Annotated in this window: 14 protein-coding genes, 4 tRNA genes and 1 other RNA gene; 8 read left to right on the top strand and 11 right to left on the bottom strand. The window is 72.6% G+C overall.

What is annotated here, in order from left to right; translation table 11 throughout:
* The first annotated feature begins 18 nt into the window (after window positions 1–18).
* The 4 genes from AC5K6T_RS24045 (at window position 19) to AC5K6T_RS24060 (ending at window position 1,813) form a co-directional block, all read left to right on the top strand.
* Window positions 19–336 carry a histone-like nucleoid-structuring protein Lsr2 gene (locus AC5K6T_RS24045; RefSeq protein WP_493212214.1) on the top strand — a complete coding sequence of 106 codons (318 nt, stop codon included), beginning with the start codon at window positions 19–21 and terminating at the stop codon, window positions 334–336.
* 332 nt (window positions 337–668) lie between these two features.
* Window positions 669–740, top strand: a tRNA-Gly gene (locus tag AC5K6T_RS24050).
* Between the two features lie 80 nt (window positions 741–820).
* Window positions 821–893 (top strand) — tRNA-Gly (locus AC5K6T_RS24055).
* A gap of 847 nt (window positions 894–1,740) precedes the next feature.
* A tRNA-Gly gene (locus AC5K6T_RS24060) sits at window positions 1,741–1,813 on the top strand.
* A gap of 62 nt (window positions 1,814–1,875) precedes the next feature.
* Here the strand turns inward: AC5K6T_RS24060 and AC5K6T_RS24065 are convergent.
* The 6 genes from AC5K6T_RS24065 to ffs all read right to left on the bottom strand — a co-directional run bounded on the left by AC5K6T_RS24065 (window position 1,876) and on the right by ffs (window position 11,934).
* Window positions 1,876–2,775, bottom strand: a complete 900-nt coding sequence (locus tag AC5K6T_RS24065; RefSeq protein ID WP_493212061.1) for a phosphoribosylaminoimidazolesuccinocarboxamide synthase — start codon at window positions 2,773–2,775, stop codon at window positions 1,876–1,878.
* A gap of 99 nt (window positions 2,776–2,874) precedes the next feature.
* Complete coding sequence (locus AC5K6T_RS24070; RefSeq protein ID WP_493212063.1) at window positions 2,875–4,386, bottom strand: N,N-dimethylformamidase beta subunit family domain-containing protein; 1,512 nt, start codon at window positions 4,384–4,386, stop codon at window positions 2,875–2,877.
* A 543-nt stretch (window positions 4,387–4,929) separates the two neighbouring features.
* Window positions 4,930–6,951: a hypothetical protein gene (locus AC5K6T_RS24075; protein ID WP_493212064.1), complete on the bottom strand. Its 2,022-nt coding sequence runs from the start codon at window positions 6,949–6,951 to the stop codon at window positions 4,930–4,932.
* Window positions 6,952–7,568: 617 nt separating this feature from the next.
* A complete protein-coding gene (gene purD / locus AC5K6T_RS24080) occupies window positions 7,569–8,852 on the bottom strand; it encodes a phosphoribosylamine--glycine ligase (RefSeq protein WP_493212066.1) in 1,284 nt (427 codons plus the stop codon).
* Window positions 8,853–9,050: 198 nt separating this feature from the next.
* Window positions 9,051–11,477 carry a DNA polymerase III subunit gamma and tau gene (locus AC5K6T_RS24085; protein WP_493212068.1) on the bottom strand — a complete coding sequence of 809 codons (2,427 nt, stop codon included), beginning with the start codon at window positions 11,475–11,477 and terminating at the stop codon, window positions 9,051–9,053.
* A gap of 358 nt (window positions 11,478–11,835) precedes the next feature.
* Window positions 11,836–11,934: signal recognition particle sRNA small type (ffs, locus tag AC5K6T_RS24090), an RNA gene on the bottom strand.
* A 71-nt stretch (window positions 11,935–12,005) separates the two neighbouring features.
* Here ffs and AC5K6T_RS24095 point away from each other — a divergent pair.
* Window positions 12,006–12,093: transfer RNA gene (locus tag AC5K6T_RS24095), tRNA-Ser, on the top strand.
* Between the two features lie 88 nt (window positions 12,094–12,181).
* Here the strand turns inward: AC5K6T_RS24095 and AC5K6T_RS24100 are convergent.
* Complete coding sequence (locus tag AC5K6T_RS24100; protein WP_493212070.1) at window positions 12,182–13,444, bottom strand: competence protein CoiA family protein; 1,263 nt, start codon at window positions 13,442–13,444, stop codon at window positions 12,182–12,184.
* Window positions 13,445–13,603: 159 nt separating this feature from the next.
* Entirely contained in the window at window positions 13,604–15,100 is a 1,497-nt protein-coding gene (locus tag AC5K6T_RS24105) for an ATP-binding SpoIIE family protein phosphatase (RefSeq protein WP_493212216.1), read from the bottom strand.
* Window positions 15,101–16,024: 924 nt separating this feature from the next.
* Between AC5K6T_RS24105 and AC5K6T_RS24110 the strand changes: the two genes are divergently transcribed.
* The gene (locus AC5K6T_RS24110; protein ID WP_493212071.1) at window positions 16,025–16,168 is read left to right on the top strand and encodes a hypothetical protein; all 144 of its coding nucleotides are present in this window, start codon (window positions 16,025–16,027) and stop codon (window positions 16,166–16,168) included.
* An 81-nt stretch (window positions 16,169–16,249) separates the two neighbouring features.
* Here AC5K6T_RS24110 and AC5K6T_RS24115 read toward each other — a convergent pair whose 3' ends face one another.
* The 3 genes from AC5K6T_RS24115 to AC5K6T_RS24125 form a co-directional block, all read right to left on the bottom strand.
* Window positions 16,250–18,016, bottom strand: coding sequence for a tyrosine-type recombinase/integrase (locus AC5K6T_RS24115; protein WP_493212073.1), 1,767 nt, complete (start codon window positions 18,014–18,016; stop codon window positions 16,250–16,252).
* Window positions 18,013–18,309, bottom strand: coding sequence for a helix-turn-helix domain-containing protein (locus AC5K6T_RS24120; RefSeq protein ID WP_493212074.1), 297 nt, complete (start codon window positions 18,307–18,309; stop codon window positions 18,013–18,015). Before AC5K6T_RS24120 ends, AC5K6T_RS24115 begins: the two co-directional genes overlap by 4 nt.
* Window positions 18,310–18,479: 170 nt before the next feature.
* Window positions 18,480–18,974 (bottom strand): helix-turn-helix transcriptional regulator, encoded by a 495-nt coding sequence (locus AC5K6T_RS24125; RefSeq protein WP_493212076.1) that lies wholly within the window; start codon window positions 18,972–18,974, stop codon window positions 18,480–18,482.
* Between the two features lie 321 nt (window positions 18,975–19,295).
* Between AC5K6T_RS24125 and AC5K6T_RS24130 the strand changes: the two genes are divergently transcribed.
* Window positions 19,296–20,816 carry a DnaB-like helicase N-terminal domain-containing protein gene (locus AC5K6T_RS24130; protein WP_493212078.1) on the top strand — a complete coding sequence of 507 codons (1,521 nt, stop codon included), beginning with the start codon at window positions 19,296–19,298 and terminating at the stop codon, window positions 20,814–20,816.
* Window positions 20,817–21,068: 252 nt separating this feature from the next.
* Window positions 21,069–22,394 carry a hypothetical protein gene (locus AC5K6T_RS24135; protein WP_493212217.1) on the top strand — a complete coding sequence of 442 codons (1,326 nt, stop codon included), beginning with the start codon at window positions 21,069–21,071 and terminating at the stop codon, window positions 22,392–22,394.
* Window positions 22,395–22,601: the final 207 nt, after the last annotated feature.

Raw genomic sequence — 22,601 nt, forward strand, 5'->3', positions numbered from 1 at the left:
ACGAAGGGACCGATATTCGTGGCGCAGAAGGTCGTGGTCACTCTCTTCGACGACATCGACGGCTCGGAAGCGGCCGAGACGATCGCCTTCGGACTCGACGGCAAGTCGTACGAGATCGACCTGAACGAAGCCAATGCCGGGAAACTCCGTGAGGCGCTCGCGCCCTACGTGGAGGCCGGCCGCAAGCGGGCGAAGTCGGGCCGCACCTACCGCCAGACGGAGGTCGCCCCCGATCCCGCCGCGGTCCGCGCGTGGGCCCAGGCCAACAAGATGGACGTCCCGGCACGCGGCCGCATCCCCAAGCGGGTGTACGAGGCGTTCGCCGCCTCCCGGTGAGATCCGGCGGACCGGCACCCCGCTCGCGCCGGAGGGCGCGCTGCGGGCGGGTGGCGACTCCTGCCCGGGTCGCCGTCGGGCTCCGGCTCGGAGCCGGGTTCCGGAGCCGGGTTCCGGAGCCGGGTTCCGGAGCCGGTTCGGGACCCGGCCCGGGGCGCTGCCCGGCAGGGGCGTCGCCGCGGGCCCGGCGGGTTCGCTGACGCCCCGTGAGAGTCGACGGCGCCCGCTCAGCCGCCCCTCGGCGCACCGGACTTGCACAGCACCCCTGCTGATCAGCTAGAGTCAGGGGCACGCCACGGAGCGGGGCCCGGAAACCCAGCTCACAGCGGCATGCGGGTGTAGTTCAGTAGTAGAACATCCCCCTTCCAGGGGGAAGGCGCAGTGTGCAATTCCTGTCACCCGCTCTGCACCGCCGTCCCGACCACTCTTGTGGATCAGGTAGGCTGGTGCTCGCGCCGATCGGTGAGAGCCGGTCGGAGGCAATGCGGACGTAGCTCAGTTGGTAGAGCGCAACCTTGCCAAGGTTGAGGTCGCGAGTTCGAGCCTCGTCGTCCGCTCTTCGATGAAGACCCCGGTCGTTTCGACCGGGGTCTTTTCCGTGCCCCCGGATGTCTCCCCGTCGACGCCTGCCCGTCGATGTCTGCCCGTGGACGCCTGCCCGGGTTCGCGTCGCCGTCCTTGCGTGTCCCTCTTCACGGCACCGTGATTGCGGCACCGTGATTGCGGCACCGGGGAATGGGGCGGTGTGGATGCGGTGCGGGGCCGGCGCCGTCGGTCCGGCCCGCCCTCGGGTCAGCCCGTCAGCGGATCGCCGCCGTCGGGTCGGCCGGTGAGCCTGGTCGCCGACGTCGGATCGGTCCCGCGCCCGGATCGCCGCCGTCCGGTCGTCCCGACGTCGGATCGCCGGGACGGCGGCGATGCCGCGAGACCGCGAGACCGTGATGTGAAGGCTGCCACATCCGTGGGGGCGGGCTGCCGGTCCGCGGCACCGTGATCACGGCCGAGCCCACGCCCGCGTCACGGTGCGGGGCCGCCGGCCGCGCCGGGGCGGCTGCCCGGCGCGGCCGGCCAGCGGGTGCGACGGCAGAGCCAGGGGGCTGCGGGCGCCGCGAGCGGTGCCGGGTGGAAAGGCACGAGGCGGGGCGGGAGTTGGTAGCAGGCCCGTACGGCGGGCGAAGGACGGGCTCCCGCGAGGCGGGGCGGGGTGCGGGAAGGGCGGGCTGCGCGCGGGGACCGGCCGGACCGCCGGTGCGGCGGTCGGCGGCGACGGGGCACCCCGCCCGGGTCGGTTCGTCGGTCCCGCCGCGCGGCGGGCGGTGCGGCGGGCGGTCCGGGGCCGTCGCCCGACGGTGGTCCCGGGCGCCTGCGGGTTTGGGTATAGTTGCTGTCGCGCCACGGCGCACTGCGGACGTAGCTCAGTTGGTAGAGCGCAACCTTGCCAAGGTTGAGGTCGCGAGTTCGAGCCTCGTCGTCCGCTCTTCGATGAAGACCCCCGGCCTGTGCCGGGGGTCTCTTCGTGTCCGGGCTCCCGGCCCGGGCTCAGCTCCAGCGGGTGCCGGTGAGGCGCTCGTAGGCCTCGATGTACTTGGCGCGGGTGGCCTCGACCACCCTGTCCGGCAGGGCGGGCGGGGGCTGCTCGCTCCCGCGGTCCCAGCCGGACTCCGCCGAGGTCAGCCAGTCGCGCACGAACTGCTTGTCGTACGACGGCTGCGCGCGGCCCGGCTGCCAGGCGTCGGCCGGCCAGAAGCGGGAGGAGTCCGGGGTGAGGACCTCGTCGGCGAGGACCAGTTCGTCACCGTCGTAGCCGAACTCGAACTTGGTGTCCGCGAGCACGATGCCCCGCTCCCGGGCGATGTCGCGGGCGCGGCCGTACACGGCCAGAGTCGTCCGGCGGAGCTCGGCGGCGGTGGCGGCGCCGACCTGGCGGGCGACCTCCTCGTAGGAGACGTTCTCGTCGTGCTCGCCGACCTCGGCCTTGGTGGCGGGGGTGAAGATCGGGGCGGGCAGTTCGGAGCCGTCGACGAGGCCCTCGGGCAGGGCCAGACCGCAGACCGTACGGGAGGCGTTGTACTCGGCCAGGCCGGAGCCGGTGAGGTAGCCGCGGGCCACGCACTCCACCGGGACCATCGCGAGGGACTTGCAGACCAGGGTGCGTCCCGCCCAGTCGGCGGGGACTCCGGCGGGCAGCTCGGTGCTCAGGACGTGGTTCGGGGCCAGGTCGGAGAGCTGGTCGAACCACCACAGGGAGAGCCGGGTGAGTACGCGGCCCTTGTCGGGGATCTCGGTGGGCAGTACCCAGTCGTAGGCGGAGATGCGGTCGCTGGCGACCATCACGAGGTCGCCCGCCTCGTTCCGGTACAGGTCGCGCACCTTGCCGGTGTGCAGATGCACCAGGCCGGGCACCTGGGCCGGCTCGGGCTTTTCGACGAATCCGGACACGGTTCCTCCCCGTGGTTCTGTCCAAGTGGCTCGATTCTCCCGTATCGCGGGGACGGCTCGGACACGGGGGCCGAGGTCGGGGGTGCTCGCCGGTACGGGTCAGTCCCGTTTGCAGATGCGGTCGAGGAGGTTCGCGGTGGCGCGCTGGACACGGGGGTCGACGTGCCCGGGGCGGTCCAGGGCGGGAGACCAGGCGAACGTTCCGGACGCGAAGACCCAGGCTCCGGAGGGCGCGCGGTACAGGCTGGTCTCCTGGTGGCGTTGGGCGCCCTCGCCGTCGGTGTACGGGGAGTGGGCGAGCAGGACGCGTTCGTCGTGCTCGGGCAGCGGCACGCGCGGGAAGTAGCGGTCGGCCTCGCCCGCGACCAGGCCGTCGATCGGGTCGCCGTCGTGTGCTCCGGTCGCCTCCCACAGCCAGTGGCGTGCGTTGCGGACGATCATCGGGTGCGGTTCGGGCACCCGGCCGGCGTACTGGATGCCTGCCAGCTGCTGCTCGGGGCGGTCGATCTCGCGCCACAGCCAGGCCTTGCCCGGCCCTTTGCGTTTGCGGCAGGTGAGCAGACGGTCGGGCACCCCGGACGGGGAGGGGCCCAGCTCGACGCGCCAGTACATGGTGTTGGCGGAGAGCAGGACCAGGGAGGTGCCGCCGTCGCGGGCCCGCTCCACGGTGCGGCGCATCCGGTCGGACCAGTACTCGTCGTGGCCGGGGAAGACCAGCCCCCGGTAGCGGGTGGGGTCGACGCGGCCGGCGTGCAGGTCGCGGGCGTCCGCGTAGGCGAGGTCGTAGCCGTAGCGCTCGGCCCAGCGGATGAAGTCGTAGGCGTGGCCGACGTGGAGCGGGAGGCCCGCGCCCGCGTACGGCCGGTCGAAGGACACCGTCGTGGCGGCGTCGGCCTCGCCGAGGAGACGGCCCTGCTCGTCCCAGGCGTGGTAGAGGCTGGCGCCGGTGTGGCCGTCCTCCGGGTAGAGGTTGTACGCCTGCCAGGTGAGGTCGGGCAGGAGCAGCAGCAGGTCGGCGGGGTGGTCGTCGCGGACGGTGAAGGGGATGTGGGAGCGGTAGCCGTCGGCGGTGGTCAGGACGGCGACGTAGGCGCCGTTGCTCCAGTAGGAGGGGACCTGGAGGCGCCAGGACAGCCACCAGTGGTGACAGGAGACCGTGCGGTCGGCGGTCAGGGGCGGCGGCTGGACGATCCCGGAGAGACGGGGGCTCGTGGTGATCTTGGCCGCGCCGTCGCCGCCGTAGTGGCCGATGCGGTAGACGTCGACGCCGAACTCCTGGGGCGGGTCGACCGTGATGTGGAAGTCGAGGGCCTCGCCGGGGGCGACCGCGCCGGTGGAGGCGAAACCTTTGATCTGACGGTGGACGTCGTCGGCGGAGCGGGGTGCGCCGGGCGGGCCGGGAGCGCTGCGGGGGGCCGGGACGCGTGGAGAGCCCTCGCGTGCGGTCTGGCCGGGCGCGGCGTCCACGTACCAGGGGACGACGTGGCCGGTGTCGTCGAAGTAGGTCTCGCTGCCTCGCAGCCAGGGGACCGGGCCCTGGCCGAAGGGGTCAGTCACGGCGTGGGCGAGCGCTCCGGACTCCCAGCGGCGGATCTGCGCGGGGCCCGGCACCGGCTCGTGCCCCGGTCCCTTCGCCGGTGCGTCCGCCGGTGCCTCTGCCGGTGCCGCTGCCGGTGCCTCCGCCGGTGCCTCCGCCGGTCCGTGCGACGCCCGGTGCGCCGGCTGGTGCGCGGATCCGTGCTCCGATCCCATGATGGCTCCCCTCCCTCAGGCCCCTCGCGTCGGTGCGGCTGTCCTATGTCGGGCGCCCTTGCCATGAGCGCGACGGATTCCAGCACATCACATTGCGCACGGATGCCGTCACTGTTCGTCTTCGATTGACCGAAAGTGGAAGTATCCGCTCCGTTCGAACAGGCGACCGCGGCTCGGTGGCCGGGAGGTACAGCCCGGAGTTCGGGGGCCGGGGCCGGTCTGGAACCGGGCGGCGTCGGAACCGACCGGGCCCGAACCGGGCGGAGTCCGGAGTCCGGCGGGGCCGGTCGGACCTGCCCCGCCTCGTGGCCGGACCGCCGGTCCGGGGAGCGGTACGGCCAGCGGTCCGGCCAGCGCTCCATGAGGGGGTCATGAGTGGGCCATGAGTGGTCCGACCGGTGCTCAGACCAGACGCACCGGCTTCTCCGGGCGTATGCCCACCTCGGTCAGCCAGGAGCGCAGGGGTGCGGGGTCGCCGTCCTCGATGAGGCTGAGGACCCTCGGAGTGAGGTCCGTGGCACGTTCGCCGTCGACGAGCAGCGAGGGGCCGTCCAGCCAGTCCAGGCCGGGGGCGGCGCCCGCGGTGTCCACGGCCGAGCAGCAGACCAGCGCGGTGATGTGGTCGGCGAGCAGTTCCCTCGGGGTGCGGGGCGGCTGGAGCGGGAAGAGGGGAAGGCCGTCGTCCCACTCGGCGGTGCCGACGGGGCGGCCCACGGCGGAGGCGCCTGCCGCGGGGCGGGCCTCGGCCTCCTCCCGGGCCAGCGCGGCGGTGAGGCCCTCGGCCAGGGCGGAGCAGCGGCCGGTGGCGCCGGACCTTTCGGGCCCTTCGTCCCCGGCCGGTTCGCCGTGCTCCGGGTGGCGCTCGGGCACCTGCGCTCCCGCCGTATCTGCTCCCGCCGTATCTGCTCCCGCCGTATCTGCTCCCGCCGTGTCCGCGCCCGCTGTGTCCGCGTTCGCCGTGTCCGTTCCCGCCGTGTCCGCTTCCGGCACGTCCGCCCCTGGCCCATCCGTCGCCGGCCCGTCCGTCGTCGGCCCGTCCGCCTCGGGCGGGCCCGGCTGCGGCACGTCCGCTGCGCGCCGAGCGGAGGTCGTGCCGTCCTGGGGCGTGTCCGGGGTGAGCAGGGTGTGGGCGTCCGGGGTGCCGGCGGCCCCTGCGGCATCGGGGTCGGCGAGGTGGTCCAGGACGCGGGCCAGGGTGGGGCCCTGGGAGTGGGGGCCGGCGGCGCGGACGCCGAGGGTGTCGAGGACGCGGTGCAGGCGGGCGGCATCGGTGCGCCACTTGCGGTCGACGACCTCGTCCGGATAGTCCTGCCACTCCACCGGGGACCAGTCGGGGCCGGGCTCGGCGGGCCCGCCGTGGAAGAGGCGGGCGGCCAGCAGGGAGGCGGCCTCGTCGGCCAGGCCGGGCTCCTCCAGGAGGTCGCAGGCGGGTCGCTCGCCCAGCCGGGAGGTGAATCCCTCGGCCAGCCGGTCGCGGCGGGACAGTTCGGTCAGCGCGGCCACCACGCCCACGTCGAGGCGGGAGGGCCAGCGGCCCATGCGCCAGGCGGGCAGCGCGACCCTGGTCAGCAGCCGGTCCCAGCCCGCGTAGGCGAGGCCCACCTGCTCCTGGGCGGCGATGCGCAGTCCGTAGTCCACGGTCTGCGCGCGCTCGGCGGCGGCCGCCGCCACACCGCGCTCCATCTCCACGGCGTGCTGCCGGCAGCCGCGGAGCATCGGCCGGACCACCCAGCCGACGACGGCCCGCAGTACCCGCGAGACGGCCGAGCGGGTCGGTGTCGCGGCGACGGCCACGGCGGCGTCCAGTCCCCGTACGAAACGCCGGGCGGCGGCTATGTCGGGATGCGCCGACGGGCCCGTACCGGCGACGACGGGGGCGAGGACGGCGCGCAGCTCACCGACGCGCATCCACCACAGGAACGGTGAGCCGATGACGAGGACGGGAGCCTCGGGCGTGCGGCGCGCGGCACGGCCGGCTATCTCGTCGTGGCGCTCCGGGGCGGCCGGGCCGTGTCCCGGGTGGGTGCGGTCCTCCAGCCAGCTGTCGCAGTCCGGGGTGAGCGCTATCGCCGAGGGCGCGGGGACGTCGAGGCGCTCGGCGAGGTCGCGCACCATCCGGTAGAGGTCGGGAGCCGCGTCCTCGGCGACGGGGACCGTCGGGCTGAGGGCGGGCCGGGCGCGGGCGACGACCAGGGCGATGCCCGCGGCCGCGAGCAGGACGACGACGGCGACGGCGGTCACGGCCCAGCGGGCGCTGTCCCAGCCGGGCCCCACGAGATGGTCCGTGGCGCCGCCCGCCAGCAGGACCACCGCCGCCGCGGCGGGCAGCAGAGCCACGGCCAGCGCCCTGCCGCGCACGCGCAGCACGGCCAGGGCACGCGACCGGGCGGCCTGCGCACCTGCTTCCTCACCCATGCCGGTCACGACCGGACTCCACCCCCTTGCTGCCGAGCTGGTGCATTCCTGGCGTTGCTCACTCCCCCACTGTGGCACCCACCACTGACATCGCAATGCCGGTGGGCCAAGTGCCGGAACGCTTGCGCCGCACCATAGTTGGGCCCCGGTCCCTCGTCAGCCGTATAGCCGATCGGTCACCCGATGGAATGGCTCAGGGGAGAGGTGCTGGTGGAGGACACGGTTCAGGACACGCTTCAGGCCCCGGTTCCCGAGGGGCGGAACCGGGGCCCGGAGGCTTCGGTGGAGTGGGCGCGGCGGGTTCGCCGGAGCGGTGCGGACCGCGGTGGCCGGGCGGGGTGGCGCGCGCGGCGTGCGGCGTTCGGGGCGCGGGGCGGGCGTGCGGGGCGGGGTGACGCCCGCGGCGGGCGGGGCCGGGATACGCGGCGGGGCGGGAGCGCGGGTGCCCGCCGGGGGTGCGCGGGTGCCCGGCGGGGTGTGGGGCCGGAGCCGGTCCTCTCTGCTCCGGAGGCGCCGGGGGCTCCGGAGGCTCCGGAGGCACCGGAGACTGCGGGGACTGCGGGGACTGCGGGGACTGCGGGGACTGCGGGGACTGCGGAGGCTCCGGCTCTCGTCCCGCGCGGGCCCTACGCTCCGGCGGCCTTCGCGGCGATGTCCGTACGGTGCTGGGCGCCGTCGAGGCCGATCCGGGCCACGGACCGGTAGGCCCGCTCGCGGGCCTCGGCGAGGTCCGTGCCGGTGGCCGTGACGGACAGGACGCGGCCGCCCGCACTGACGACGGCGTCCCCGTCGAGCCGGGTGCCGGCGTGCAGCACGTAGGCGAGCGGGGCGTCCTGCGCGGCGACCTCGTCCAGACCGGTGACGGGGTCGCCGGTGCGGGGGGTGCCGGGGTAGTTGTGCGAGGCGATGACGACCGTGACGGCCGCGTCGTCGCTCCAGCGCAGGGGCTCCAGGTCGGCGAGGGTGCCCTCGGCCGCGGCCAGCAGGACTCCGGCCAGCGGCGTCTTGAGCCGGGCCAGCACGACCTGGGTCTCGGGGTCGCCGAAGCGGGCGTTGAACTCGATGACGCGTACGCCGCGCGAGGTGATCGCCAGGCCGGCGTACAGCAGGCCGGAGAAGGGGGTGCCTCGTCGGCGCAGTTCGTCGACGGTGGGCTGCAGGACGGTCTCCAGCACCTCCTCGACCAGCTTCGGGTCGGCCCAGGGCAGCGGGGAGTAGGCGCCCATGCCGCCGGTGTTCGGGCCCTCGTCGCCGTCGAGGGCGCGCTTGAAGTCCTGGGCGGGCTGCAGGGGCACCACCGTCTCGCCGTCGGTGACGGCGAAGAGGGAGACCTCGGGGCCGTCGAGGAACTCCTCGATGACGACCTGCCCGCGCTGCTCCTCGGGTGCGTCCGGGGCGCCGACGCAGCGCGCGGCGTGTGCCCGGGCGGTCTGCAGGTCGGAGGTCACGACGACGCCCTTGCCGGCGGCGAGGCCGTCGTCCTTGACGACGTACGGGGCACCGAAGGCGTCGAGGGCCTCGTCGATCTCCTCGGTGGTCGTACAGACGTACGACCGTGCCGTCGGAACCTCCGCGGCCGCCATGACGTCCTTGGCGAAGGCCTTGGAGCCTTCCAGTTGCGCGGCCTGGCGGGACGGGCCGAAGGCCGGGATGCCCGCCTCACGGACGGCGTCGGCGACTCCGGCGACGAGCGGCGCCTCCGGGCCGACGACGACCAGGTCGGCACCGAGCTCGGTGGCCAGCGCGGCGACGGCCGCCCCGTCGACGGCGTCGACCGGGTGCAGCTCGGCGACCTCCGCGATGCCGGCGTTGCCGGGAGCGCAGTGCAGCGCTGTGACGGCGGAGTCGAGGGACAGGGAGCGGCACAGGGCGTGTTCGCGGGCGCCGCCGCCGATGACGAGGACCTTCACGGGGGCCAGCCTAGCCGGAGGCGCGGGCGGGCTTTGTGCGGGATGCCGAGGAGGAAGGGGTGGCGGGGTTGTGGCTTCCTCCTAGCCGTGCGCCGGAGGGGCTCGCCGGGAGGCCCTCCGGCGCTCAGGTGCTCCGGTGCTCAGGCTTCACCGGCCACCGTCCCCGGAGCTCTGTCCGGGCCGCGACGCCGCTCGCCGTCACGGCTCGTGGGTGAACTCCTCCACCACGGTCGCACCCAGCTCGCGCACGATCAGCTCCTGGCCGGAGAGGGCCGATTCGTCGAGGTCGGGGTCGTCGTCCTCGGGGATGTCGTCCTCGGGGGCCACGGGTGCGGGGGCAGGTTCCCGGGCGGGCGGGGGGGTGGGCCCGGCTCCGGGGGCCGAGGGGGCCGTGGAGGACGGCGCGGAGGTCTGCCGCGCGGAGGAGGCCGGGGAGGTGGCGGAGGAGGGTGGGGCGGACGGGGGCGGGGCGGGGGTGCCGTAGCCGCCGGAGCCCGCCGCGGTACCGGGGCCGCCGGAGGCCGGGGCACCGTGAGCGGCCGGGGACGGGGTGCCGTAGGAGCCGGACGGCTGGGAGGCGTGACCACCGGCGGACGGGCTGCCGCCGGCGAAGGGGGGCGCGGAGCCGCCACCGGAGGGGTCGAGGACCGCCTCGATCTTCCAGTGCAGGTTGAACTGCTCGGCCAGCGCCTGGCGCAGCACGTCCTCGCTGCCGCTGCCCGCGAAGTTGTCGCGGGCGCCGGCGTTGATGAAACCGAGCTGGAGTGTGGTCCCGTCGAAGCCCACGACCTGGGCGTTCTGGCTGAGCAGGATCCAGGTGAAGCGGCGGCGGTTCTTCACCGCCTCCAGGATGCCGGGCCAGAGCGCGCGCGGGTCGAGGCCACCGGGCGCGGGCGCGGGAGGAGCGGGCTGTGCGGGAGGAGCGGCCGGTGTCGGGGCGGAGCCGGGCGACGGGGCCGCCGGCGGGGCCGGGGCGGCGGGGCGTCCGCCGCCGGGGGCGGCGGCGGTGGGCCAGCCGCCGGGGCGTCGCCCGCCGGGCGGTGCCGCGGTGGGCCAGGCGCCGGGGGCAGGCTGCTCCGAGGTCGCGGGAGCGGGCGGCGGGGTCCCCCCTGGGCCACTGTGCCCGACGGCCGGTTCCCGCGTGGGGGCGGGAGGCGGCGCAGGCGCGGCGGAAGCCGCGGCGGCGGGAGATGCGGCGGCGGGAGATGCGGACGGGGTCGGTGAAGGCTCCGGGGCCGGTGAGGGTGCCGGGGTGGGAGGGGCGGCCGGGGCGGTGGCGGAGTGCGGGGGAGCCGCAGCGGGAGCCGGGGCGCCTGCTCCCCGGACCGCGGCGCGGGCCGCGGCGGGACCGCCGCCCGGCGCAACGGCGGCGGCCGGGGCGCCCGCGTCGGCCTGGGACCCGTGCGGCCCCGGCCCGGGGGCGTACCCCGCGGCGGGCGGGCCGGCCGCGGCCCCCGCCGAGACGTGCGCGCCCCGCTCGATGCGGTCCAGGCGGGCCATGACGGAACGCTCGTCGCCGTAGGCGGCGGGAAGCAGCACGCGCGCGCAGATCAGCTCCAGCTGGAGGCGCGGCGAGGTGGCCCCGCGCATCTCGGTCAGCCCTTCGTTGACCAGGTCCGCGGCGCGGCTGAGCTCGGCGGCGCCGAAGGTGCCGGCCTGGGCCTGCATGCGCTCGACGACGTCGGCGGGGGCGTCGATGAGGCCCTTGTCGGCCGCGTCGGGGACGGCGGCGAGGATGACGAGGTCGCGGAGCCGTTCCAGCAGGTCGGCGACGAAACGGCGGGGGTCGTTGCCGCCCTCGATCACCCGGTCGACGACCTCGAAGGCGGCGGCGCCGTCACCGGTGGCGAAGGCCTCGACGACGGAGTCGAGGAGCGAGCCCTCGGTGTAGCCGAGCAGGGAGGTCGCCATGGCGTAGGTCACACCGTCCGCGGCCGCACCCGCGAGGAGCTGGTCCATGACGGACATGGAGTCCCGCACGGATCCGGCGCCGGCCCGCACCACGAGCGGCAGCACCCCGTCCTCGACGGGGATGTCCTCCCTGTGGCACACCTCACCGAGGTAGTCGCGGAGTGTCCCCGGCGGAACGAGCCGGAAGGGGTAGTGGTGGGTCCGCGAGCGGATGGTGCCGATGACCTTCTCGGGCTCGGTGGTGGCGAAGATGAACTTCAGGTGCTCGGGCGGCTCCTCGACGACCTTGAGCAGCGCGTTGAAACCGGCCGACGTGACCATGTGGGCCTCGTCGATGATGTAGATCTTGTACCGGCTGCGGGCGGGCCCGAAGAAGGCCTTCTCCCGCAGGTCACGGGCGTCGTCGACGCCACCGTGGGAGGCCGCGTCGATCTCGATGACATCGATGGAGCCGGGTCCGTTGCGGGCGAGGTCCCGGCAGGACTCGCACTCCCCGCAGGGGGTGGGGGTGGGACCCTGCTCGCAGTTCAGGCAGCGGGCGAGGATGCGCGCGCTGGTCGTCTTGCCGCAGCCGCGCGGCCCGCTGAACAGGTACGCGTGGTTGACCCGGTTGTTCCGCAGCGCCTGCTGCAACGGGTCGGTGACATGCTCCTGCCCGATGACCTCGGCGAACGACTCCGGGCGATAGCGGCGGTACAGCGCGAGAGACGACACGCCTACGAGGTTATAGGCGTCCACTGACAGAGCCGACCGGCCGCGGAGAGCGAGGGCGGCCGGCGGACTCGGCGCGCGCGTCGCGGCGGGAGCGGTGTGTGCGTCCGGGCGGGAGCCGGGGCGCGGGTCCGGCGCGCGTCGGCGTGCATCCGGCGGCGGGGAGAAGAAGAGCGGGGAGAACCGCGGGGAGGACGCCCGCCCGGCCGACGGCAGCGCAGACCCGCGGGAACAGGGACCGAAGGCAGCAAGGGCGCCCGAGAGAGCGGAGGCCGACGGTAGCGAGAGCAGGACTCGAGGGCCGGGGGCGGAGAGCGGGGGGCCCGACGCCCGGCGGGCCGACCGGGCCGGTCCCGGCGGCAACGCAAGCGCCCCCCACGCACCCGCCAGAGCCGACCTACCCTTGCTGCCTTCCGGCCCTGGGGGAGTTCAGTCAGATAGCGCCGCGTGAGGGGCTGCGCCAAGGGTACCCGATGCGGCCAGGGGGAACGAGTTCGCGAGCACCCCTCCGGGTCATGTAATGTTTCCGGCGGAGGATTCGCCTAGAGGCCTAGGGCGCACGCTTGGAAAGCGTGTTGGGGGCAACCCCTCACGAGTTCGAATCTCGTATCCTCCGCCACGGCTCACCAGCCGAAACGAAGGTCCCGACCGCGTAGCGGTCGGGACCTTCGTCGTTGTGTGGTTGCAGTTTTGGTTGCAGTTCGCGTCTACCGCCCGTTGAGGACGGACCGGCACACGTTGCAGTACATCGCGGCGTTCCGCCCGTAGCGCCGCATCAGCTGGCCGCAGCCGGCGCACAGCCCGAGCTCCCACGGCGGGCATCCCAGCGCGGCGGAGGCTGCAGCGCGTTCCACGGTGGTGATCCGCATCGGGTCGCGGGAGCGCTGGACCGGCATGCGGGGAAGCGTGAAGCCGCCAGTCGGCTGGTCGAGATCGCGGACGGGCCGGCCGTCGCTGACGAACCAGCCCTCCTCTCCAGCTCGGCAGGCGCGGTCGATCTCCCGCTCGGCGAAGGTGATCACGTCGTCCTCGTCCTCGACCGGGGCCGCAGGGAGAGACGCCTTCTCACCGATCAGCTCCTGCCACAGCGCGCGGTCCTCGGCCGACACCCACATGTGCCGGCCGGCGCGCCCGCTTCCTCGGTTGGGCACGTAGACCGGGACGCTCTCCCCCGTCGCGCTCCGCAGGACCAGGTCCTCGATGAAGACCGGCTTCTTTTCCGGGAGGCACAGCGCGGGCACGAACCAGTCCGCGTGAATCGCGCCACAGTGGCCGGCACCCTCGCTGATGAGGCAGTGGCGCTCGCTGCTCGCTACGCACTTCCAGACTTCGAGGTGTCGGTACCCGCCGCGGATCACCATCTCCTTACCGTCGGCGATGTCCTTCCACGGCATGTCGTCCACCCGCGCCCAGGGAGCCCGGTCGATCAGGGAAGCCGTCCGGTCCTTCGCCACCCATAGCGGGGTGATGCCGTGCTCCACGGCGTTGACCGAGCGCCGGTGGACGCTGCTCGGGCTGAGGTGGTGGTACTGGATCTCCCAGCCGATCCTGAGACCGCCGGGACCGGTGACGACGGCGTCCGAGACGCTGCGCCGGTTGGCCACGGGAACCTCGACCTCGGCTTCCAGGCCGGACCGCCCGGCGGTCTCGACGATCCGCTCCTTGGTGGCCTTGTGCTGGGCGCTCTCCGCCGGCGTCGCCTTGTGGGTGATCGGCAGGTGCGAGGCGACGAGCGGTCGCCGGCCGCCCACGCGACCTCGCCGGATGAACATCCAGGGCGACTTGCCGCCCGACTCCGAGAGACACTCGCGCTTGTCATGGTGTGCGAGGCATTCGAGGAGCTGCGGGTCGCGCTCAGAGACCTTGGCGGTGATCTCCTGGAGCAGATCGGGACGGTCCGGGTGACCGAGGTCGGGCAGGGACAGATTGATCTCTATGCCATATCCGGTGTGCCACACCCCATTAGCCATTCCTCCACCATAGGAACGACCACTGACACTCAACAGGGCGCATATGAACTCCAACGCCACCATTCAGAACGGCAGTTCGAGCCCACCTGTCCCTCGGTGCAACGCAGACGGCATTTTCGGCGAAATCCGAAAGAGCTGTGCTCGCAACGGTGACGTGTCCTATCCCCGCAAGGGCAGCTCGCACCACACAGCCTTGCCCCCGGCTGGGTCGCGACGGGACCCCCAAGACGAAGCAATCGCGGCGATGACCGAGATGCCGCGACCGTCCTCGTCGGCGGGTCCGGCTTGCCGTCGACGCGGCAGATGATCGTCCCCATCCGTCACCTCGATGATCAGCCGACGGTCAGTGCGGCGCAGACGCAGCCCCACGGGTGGGGTTCCATGTTGGAGAGCGTTCGCCACCAACTCACTTGCGGCCAGCACGCCGAGGTCGCACGTCTCGGCTGGCAGGCGCCAGGAGGCGAGCGTGTCCCGCGTAAATGTCCTAGCGCGCGGGGCTGCCTCGATGCCGCCGCCGACGAGATCCAGTGCCGCATTGACGAAGAGCTCGGCGTCCGCGCCGGTGCGGGTGGGATGCTGGAGAGCCATCACGGCGATGTCGTCTTCGAGATATGCGTCGACATCCAGGGTGCGGAGCAGCGTGGCGCAGATGTCGGCAGGGGTGCCCTGGACACTAGCGAGTGTGCGCTCCAGCACGGCTACGCTTTCGTCGATGTCCATGCCTCGGCGTTCGACCAGGCCGTCGGTGTAGAGGACGGCGGTGGCGCCGGGTGGCAGGCCGATGGAGCCGGAGGCGTGCAGCCAGCCGCCGGTGCCGAGAGGGGGCCCGGTGGGGTTCTCGGCACGGCGGACAGTGCCATCCCCGTGCCGTACGAGAATCGGCAAGTGACCGGCGGACGCGTAGACGAGCCGTCCTTCGCTCGGGTCGTGGACGGCGTAGACGCAGGTGGCGATCTGGCTGGCGGCGATCTCCGCGGCGAGGCCGTCGAGGAGCTGAAGGACCTCGTGCGGTGGCAGGTCCAGTCGGGCATAGGCCCGCACAGCGGCACGCAGCTGACCCATGGCCGCAGCCGCGCGCACCCCGCGGCCCATAACGTCTCCGATGACAAAGGCCGTACGGCCGGCTCCCAGGGAGACGACGTCGTACCAGTCGCCACCGGCGTCGGAGTCTCCAGGCTGGTAGGTGGCGGCGATGCGCAGGTCGTCGGGCTGCTCCAGCTCCTGCGGGAGAAGGGACTGCTGAAGACTGACTGCCGTCTTGTGCCGATCCTTCTCAGCGAGGGCGAGCCGCTCGCGCAACACGGCGACGTCGTCGTCCGACCCGTAAGAGTTGTTCAGGGTTGTTCGGAACAACTCGGGGTTAGGGTCTCCTGCGGGCGATCTGGGATGTGGAAGCACGCTTCCCGCAATGACGCGTGATTCGGAGGAATCGTGGCGCTCCGCGGTGACCCCCAGGTCGTCTGCGGCGTCCCGCACAGCCTCCTGTTCACGGTCCAAGGCGTCGTCGGTTCGCGCCAGGATCTCGTCGAACTGGTCAAGAGCGCTGTCCTCACCTGGTACGTCGTGAGCGATGGCGTCAGCGGGGATCGCGGGCAGGTCTCCTGCATTGCTGACCAGCGGCTGTTGGCCGATGTCCAGCAGATACGTCTCCAGCATCTGCACGCGCCGGGCAGCAAGGTCGGCGATGCGCTGGGCTTCGTCACGCTGCCTCACTGCCCGCTCGAGCTGGGCGCTCAGGCGCGCCGCTTGGTCTCGAGCGCGGTCAAGCTGCGGCTGCAGCGCACGCATCGGGTCCGGTGCGTGCACACCGACCCCGGTGAGTGCGTCGACACGTCGCGACAGCTCGACGACCTTGGCCTGTGCCTGGCCGAGGACGAGGAAAAGCATCGAGGCGATCCGGAGCGCCTGTTGACGCCCCTGCTCGCTCGTCTCGTATGCCTGACGTGCGCGCACGAGGTCCCGGTAGACCTGAATCGTGCGTTCCTTCTCCTCGATGAGCTCGCGCGGCGACACGACCACCTGACCGTCGACGCCGACCAGGGTCGGAGCGTTCTGCGCCTTGTCCCAGAGGGCGCGCGCCTCGCGTACGCGGCCCAGCGCCTGGTGGCCCGGCTCGTCGGGGAAGCACACATCCGCGACTGCCTCCACGACATCCCAGGTCAGGTCTTCCCCTGACAGATGAATACGCAGGCGGCGGAGGTCTGCGACTCTCCCGTCCGCGAAGTGCTCCGGGGTCAGCCGGCTGTGGATGTCCCGAACGCTCAGACCAGCCTCATCGATCCATGAACGGACCATCTGAACCAGCGCATTGGCTTCGGCGCTGGCTCCTTTGGGCGGCGCCCAGGGACGCCCCGGGCGCTTCTTCCGCTCCCCCATCGCTGCTCCCCGTGTTGTTCCGCGACAACCCACCGTTGTCGCCGGAACAACATCCAAACGGTACCGTCAACCACCGCGCAGCTGGATCGTGTAGGCACATCGACCCCCCAACGCCCCTACACGAACCGAACTCGGAGACTTCCCGTGCACCTCACGCAGGCTGGACTGCTCCTCGTCGCCTTGCTGATGATCACCCTTCTGGCGATGGGAGTAGGTGGCGCAGCAGTGGCGCTCGCGCGCTGGGAGGGGCTCCCGGTGCCCGCCGCTATCAGTCGAGGGGGCATCGCCTTCGCCGGGACCATGGCCCTCGGAGCATCCTTGGTCGGTCTCTTCCTGATGCTCAAGTGAGGTGGGGGAGCAGCCGACCGGTGTCGCCCGCTCCCCCACGCTTGTGCCGACCTTCAACCCGAGGAACGTGGCACAGGGCGTCTACCACTCGTCGGTGTCGCCGTACTTTCCTGGGTTCTGAGCGCGGTCCACAGCCTGTGCACACGCCTCAGCGAAGGCCGCCTCCACGGCGTCCTTGTCCGTGCCTCGCACCTGGGCCTCGACCTCCTGGCCCGTGCCGGGCCGTCGGGCCGTGCGCCAGGCCGAGGCGCGGTCGGTGTAGCGGTCGGTCTCGAATGCCCATGCCGGCACCGACCACTGCTCCGGGAGTTCGGTCGCCGCGCGTTCCCCGCCGGGAAGGAACAGAGCTCGGGCGTGGAAGATCACGGCCCGCTCGGGTACCCGGTCGCGGATGGCGCTCGCGCCGCCGGAGCCCTGGTCTTCCCAGCGCCAGCGGTCCCATTCCTCGACCTCGGCCGTGTGGTCGGGCCAGTCCTCGCTCCACCGTGCGACGACCTCGTCGGCGTGCTCTCGGTGGAGGAAGGGAACACGCCGCTCGCCGAGGCGAGCGACGTGGACCACCAGCTCGGCGGGGACGGGGCTCTGGCTGGCCTCCGGCGCACCGCTTCCCTCCGCCTGGTCCGTGCCCCACAGGAGGCCACCGACCTTGGCGGCGGTGTCCTTGAGGACGCGGCTCGTCAGGTGCTGGTAGCGGCGGCGCATCCGGGCGGACTTGCCGGGCTCCCAGCCCATGATGGCGTCGACGACCGCATCGGGGACGCCGAGGATGAGCAGGACGGTCGCCGCGGTATGGCGGGCGTCGTGGAGGCGGGCGTCGCGGACGCCGGCGGCCTTCAACAGCTCCTTCCACTTGTGGTAGTCCGTGTTCGGGTTCAGGGGCTCGCCGGTGGGCGACGTGAACACGTACCCCTTCTCCGCCCACAGGTCACGGGCCCGGGCTCGCTCGCGTGCCTGCTCCTCCTTGTGCTGGCGCAGGAGCTGGAGGAGTTCATCGGGGGCACCGATGGGGCGCTGGCCGGCGCGGGACTTGGCGTTCTTCGTCTCGCGCCGGGTGTTGATCTTCTGGGGGCAGAAGCCGGGCTTGCGTCCGCAGCGGTCTCCACAGCCGTGCTTGTAGCGGGGCCGCAGCCGACCGCGCCGTACGCGGATGACGCCGAGCTCGAAGTCGACGTCGTCCCACTGCATGCCGAGGACCTCGCCCTGGCGCAGGCCGAGGGCGAGCGCGATGACCCAACGGGCGGTGTTGCGGTGCTTGGCGGCCTCGGCGAGCAGGCGCTGAACCTCCTCGACCGAATACGGCTCGACCTCCCCTTCTTCCAGGCGCGGTGCCTTGGCGATCGTGGCCGGGTTGACGGAGAGGTGGGCTCGGCGGACCGCCTCGTTGAGGGCGGTGCACACGGTGCGGTGGACCTGGTGGGCGGTGCCGGCCGCGCTGCCGTTGTCCTGCATCTTCTTGTAGAAGCGCTCCAAGTGCTCGGGTCCGAGCTTCTCCAGGCGGTGGGCACCGAGGCCGGGGATGAGGTGGTGGTTCACCGCGACGCGGTAGCCGTCGATGGTGTTCTCCGAGACGTGCGCGGCTGCGATGTTCTCCACCCAGTGCGTCAGCCACGTCTCCAGCGTCCAGCTCTGGCCGGCCTTACGGACCGTGCCCTTGTCGCGCTGCCGTTCCAGCTCGCGTACGACCTTGGTGACCTCGGGGCGGGTCTTGCGGCTGACGTGGCGCCGGTCCGGGGTGCCGTCGTCCTTGACGCCGACGGTGACGTAACCGTGCCAACGACCGTCCTTGCCCTGGAAGATCGAAGAGCCGCCGTTGGGCTGGCGGGACTTCGGTACGGAGGCTCGCGTCACGCGGCGGCCCCGAAGTCGGTCGCCGACAGACGGCGGGCCAGGAATTCGTTCACCGCCTCCGCTGGGATGCGGCGCAAGCTGCCGATCTTGACGGAGGTGATCTCGCCGGAGGAGACGTACTCGTACAGCTTGGTGCGGCCGATGCCGATCCGGCGGGCGGCCTCGGTGACGGTGAGGGCGACCAGGGTCGTGTCGCCGGCGGATCGCCGCTCCGCCATCAGGGTGCGCAGGGCGTCTTCGGGGACGTCCAGGAGCTGGGCTATCTGGGAAATGGGCAGGACGGGCTGCGACAAGGGGTACTCCTCCCGCCGGCATCGCGGCGTCGCGGGAGCGGCAACTCCCGTCGGCCTGGCCGGTGGCGTCGTTCAGGGATGGATGGGGCGGTGGATGGTCGTCGGCGACGGAGGTCGCCGCGCGTGGGGGTTCTCGGCGTTCGTAGCGCCGTAAAAGGGGCAGCGACGGACTATTCGCCGGTGGGTGGCTGCCCCTGGTTTCGCAGGTGCGCCCGGGACGGGTGCAGGCTCCTCTGCAGGGCCCGTTCTTCGAGCCGGAGGAGTTCGTCGACCTGTCCTCTCTGCTCGGGACCCTTGTCCCCGTAGGCGTTGAGTTCCATGTCGATCTCGTGCAGGTGCATCTGGTTCCGGTCGATCGCTGCTCGCAGTTGGCGGTACTCCCGCGTCATCTGCACGTACTCCTTGGCGAGCTGGCGGATGCGGGGCGTGGCCAGTTCTCCTGGCGGTCCGGTCAGGTCTTGCATGGTGAGGTCGAAGACCTTGCAGAAGCCGAGCGCCTCGTCGAGGTTGACTCTGCGACGGGGTTTGCCGCTCTCGATGCGCCAGATCGCCGACTGGTTGATCGGATGGCCGGCGGCGGCCATCTCCTCGGCGAGCTTCACCGTGCTCCAACCGCGGACCTCACGCTCCAGCTTGATGCGTGCGGCGACGTGATCTTCCGGCACAGGCCGACCAGGGCCGGCACGCTCCGCGCCTTCCTCACCGCTCATTCGCACCTCCCTTCACGCGACAACGGTCCACTGGGGCCAGCGTCCACAACTAAACATCGTTGCGGAGTGAAATGCAAGGCGTTGCGCTGCCGAAAATCTCGGCTATGGTCATAGTCCGCCGTACAGCGGTGGACGGATCCGCACACGCAAGCGGCCCCGGTGCTACGAACACCGGGGCCGAAGTAGAGGCTCCACCGCACAACCATCCATCCCTGAACGATCGAAACCGGAGGCCGGGGTTGCCGCCCCGTAATGGCCTGCCGGATGAGGAGCTCCATGCCCCAGGGTACGACCCTGCCATCCCAGACGCCATCCCGCTTCAACGAGGGCCCCACGCCGATGGAGCCGCCCTTCAACGTGGACGCCGAGTGCGCAGTCCTCGGCGCCTGCATGCACCAAGCCGACATCATCGACGCGGTCCGACCCATCCTGGGCGACGACGCCTTCTACCGGCCCGCGCACGAGACCATCTGGCGCGCGCTCCTCGCCCAGCACCGCGAGGACAAGCCGACCGACCCGATCGTCCTCACCGAACTGCTCCAGCAGCAAGGGGACCTGCAACGGGTCGGCGGTCACACCTACGTGTTCCAGCTCGCCAACGCGCCCTACGGCACCGGCAGCGCAACGCACCACGCGGAGATCGTCCGCGAGAAGGCCGACCTGCGCCGCCTGGTGACCTCCGCCGTACGCACCCTCCAGCGGGCCCAGGAGCCCGGTGCGGATCCCGAGGCGATCCGCAGCGAGGTCGAAGCGGAAGTACGCGCCGAACGCGAGCGCGCGCTCGCCTCGGGACAGGGGCGGCTGTCCCGTTTCGCCACCGACGGGTGGTCGTTCGTCAAAGAGAGCGGCGCGGACGCCGAGCCCCTGTGGGGCACGCGTGAGAAGACCGTCTGGGCCCCTGGTGAGAGCCTGATGATCGTCGGCGCTCCGGGCGTCGGCAAGACCACCCTGGCCCACCAGGTGATCTTCGCCCGCATCGGCCTGCACCAGACTGCCCTGGAGATGCCCGTCGCCCCCAGTAGGCGGGTGCTCTACCTGGCCATGGACCGCCCCAAGCAGATCGCCAAGGCCATGGCCCGCCGCGTCTTCCCCACCGACGAGAAGATCCTGCGCGAGCGGCTCGTGGTCTGGGAGGGCCCGCTGCCCGCCCCCCTCGACAAGGAGCCCGACCTCCTCGCCGACCTCGCCGCCGCCCACCAGGCCGACACCATCGTGATCGACAGCCTCAAGGACGCTGTCAGCACGATGGTCGACGACAGCCTCGCGGTCGCCTTCCACAACGCCCGCATGCGCGCCATTCGCAACGGCGTGGAGATCATGGAGCTGCACCACCAGCGGAAGGCCACGGCCGACGCGCCGCGCGGCCAGCGCCCCAGCCTGGACCAGGTCTATGGCTCCACCTGGTTCACCTCCGGCGCGGGCAGCGTCCTGTTCGTGAGCGGCCGGGCAGGCGACCCCGCGGTCACCCTGCACCACCTCAAGACCTCTACCGGTGAAGTCGGCCCCCTGGACGTCACCCACGACCACGTGCGCGGCACCACCACCGTCGACCCCACCAAGGACCCCGCCGCCCTGCTGCGCAATGCCCCCAACGGGCTGACCGCACGCGACCTGGCGATCATCCTCATCGGCGGCGGTGACCCCGAACGTGCCGACATCGAGAAGGCGCGACGCCACCTCAGCCGCCTCGTCGACAGCGGCCTGGCGACCAAGGCCGACGGCATCGCCGGAGGGGCCGGAGGCGGCCAGCAGGCCCGCTACTACGCCTCCGCCCGCCACCTCACCGCCGTCGGCTGAGCCCCACACCGACCCCCTGAAAGCGTTCACGCGACCGTACACGCGGCCCCTGCGCCAGCACACCGCCGTGAACCGCTCACAGCGCACACGCTCACCGCAAAACCGCAGGTAGAGCGATCACGCGACCGTCCACGCCGTACACGCACCCAAGCGATCACGCTCGGGGCCCCCTTTAAAAGGGGGCCCCGCGTGTACGCCCCCTCCGTGAACGCCGTGATCGTCTCCTCAACCTCCCTCGGAGTAGCCCCGTACATGCCGCCCGCGACAACCGACACACTCGCCACCGCTTCACTCCCGTACGCCGATCCGCTCCTGCCCGTGACCGTGCTGGCCGTCGCCGCCGGCGCACTGCTCGCGGGCCTCAGGGCCCGACGCAGCACCCACGATCAGATGCGGCGCCCCTCGGCCGCCGTCGTCGCTGCGACCGTGGCAGCGCTGGTGTGCACCGCCTACAGCGCGGACACGAGCTGGCGGTTCGCCGCCCACTACCTCGACATGCGCAACACGGCCGAACGCGCCGCGATGTTCGCCGCCGCCGAACTCGCCCTGTTCTCGTTGGCGCTGATGGCCCGCCAGAACCTGCACGGGCCGAGGCAGGCGGCCGGCCTGCCCGGAACCCTGGTCTGGGTGATCACCGCCATGCAGGCCATCCCCGCCTACGCCGAGTCCGGCCCGGTCGGCGGCACTGTGCGCGCCTTCGCCGGCCCGGTGTTGGCGGCCGTGCTGTGGCACCTGGCCATGGGCATCGAGCTCCGCCAGCGAACTCCCGACGCCGCCTCCCGCGGGCTCGCCGCCGTCCTCACACGGCAGGCCCGCGAGCGACTGCTCGCCCGCCTGGGGATCGCCGAGCAGAACCAGGGTGCCGCCCAGATCATCCACGACCGGGCCACGCACCGGGCCGTCGCCCTCGCCGCCCGCCTCGCCGAGATGAAGCCCGACCAGCGCACCGAACGGGCGGGCCGGCGCACCGTACGCCGCCTGTCCAAGGCCCTCGCCCGCTCCGGCATCGACGCCGACCCGCTCCGCAACGAGCAGCTGCTGCGCCAGCTCGCCACCCGCCGCCAAGCAGCCGCCCTGGCCACCATCGACCTGCCCGAGCGCTGGACCACGCCCGCCGGGCAGCCCGTCAGCCCGACCGCAGCGCTGCCCGACCACTCCCGGGCAGGAGGCGACGGGCGGGCAGAAGACCGGCCCCGCCCGCACCCATCAGATCCGGGCGACGAGCAACCCCACCCGGGTGCCCGCCCACAATCCGCCCGCCCGGCTCCCACCGCTCGCTCCGGCCCGGAGACGGCAGCCCGCCCGCAAGAGGCCGCTCCGCCGCCCGCGGGCAGCGGCTCGCGTACCCCACCAGCCAAGCGCCCTACCCCGAAGCCAAGGCGGGCCGGCGGCAAACCGCGTGCCACCGACGACATCCTTCGCGACTACGCCCACCGGCTCCTTGACGAGCACGGCCGCCTGTCCCGCGACCTCCTGGAACAGGTTGTACGCGGCGACGGATACACCGTGGCCAGCGACGACGCCGGCGTCATCGTCCGCGAGATCAAGGCCGAACTGAGCACCTCGCGCGACGAGTGACGACCACCTCGCCCATCGCCCGCCCCTCCCGGAGATCCCGATCGTGACGCACGACCCCCACCACGCCAGCAACCCCGGCGTACTGCCGTCGCTGAAGAAGTCGCCTACGCTGAAGGAGCGTTTGCGGCGCGCGTTCGGACGGACGGCCCCTGGCGGAGCCAGTAGTACCCCGAGTCCGACTCAAGGCCGGTCTTCGGGGGTCTCCGC

This window comes from Streptomyces sp. B8-7, from assembly GCF_058833805.1.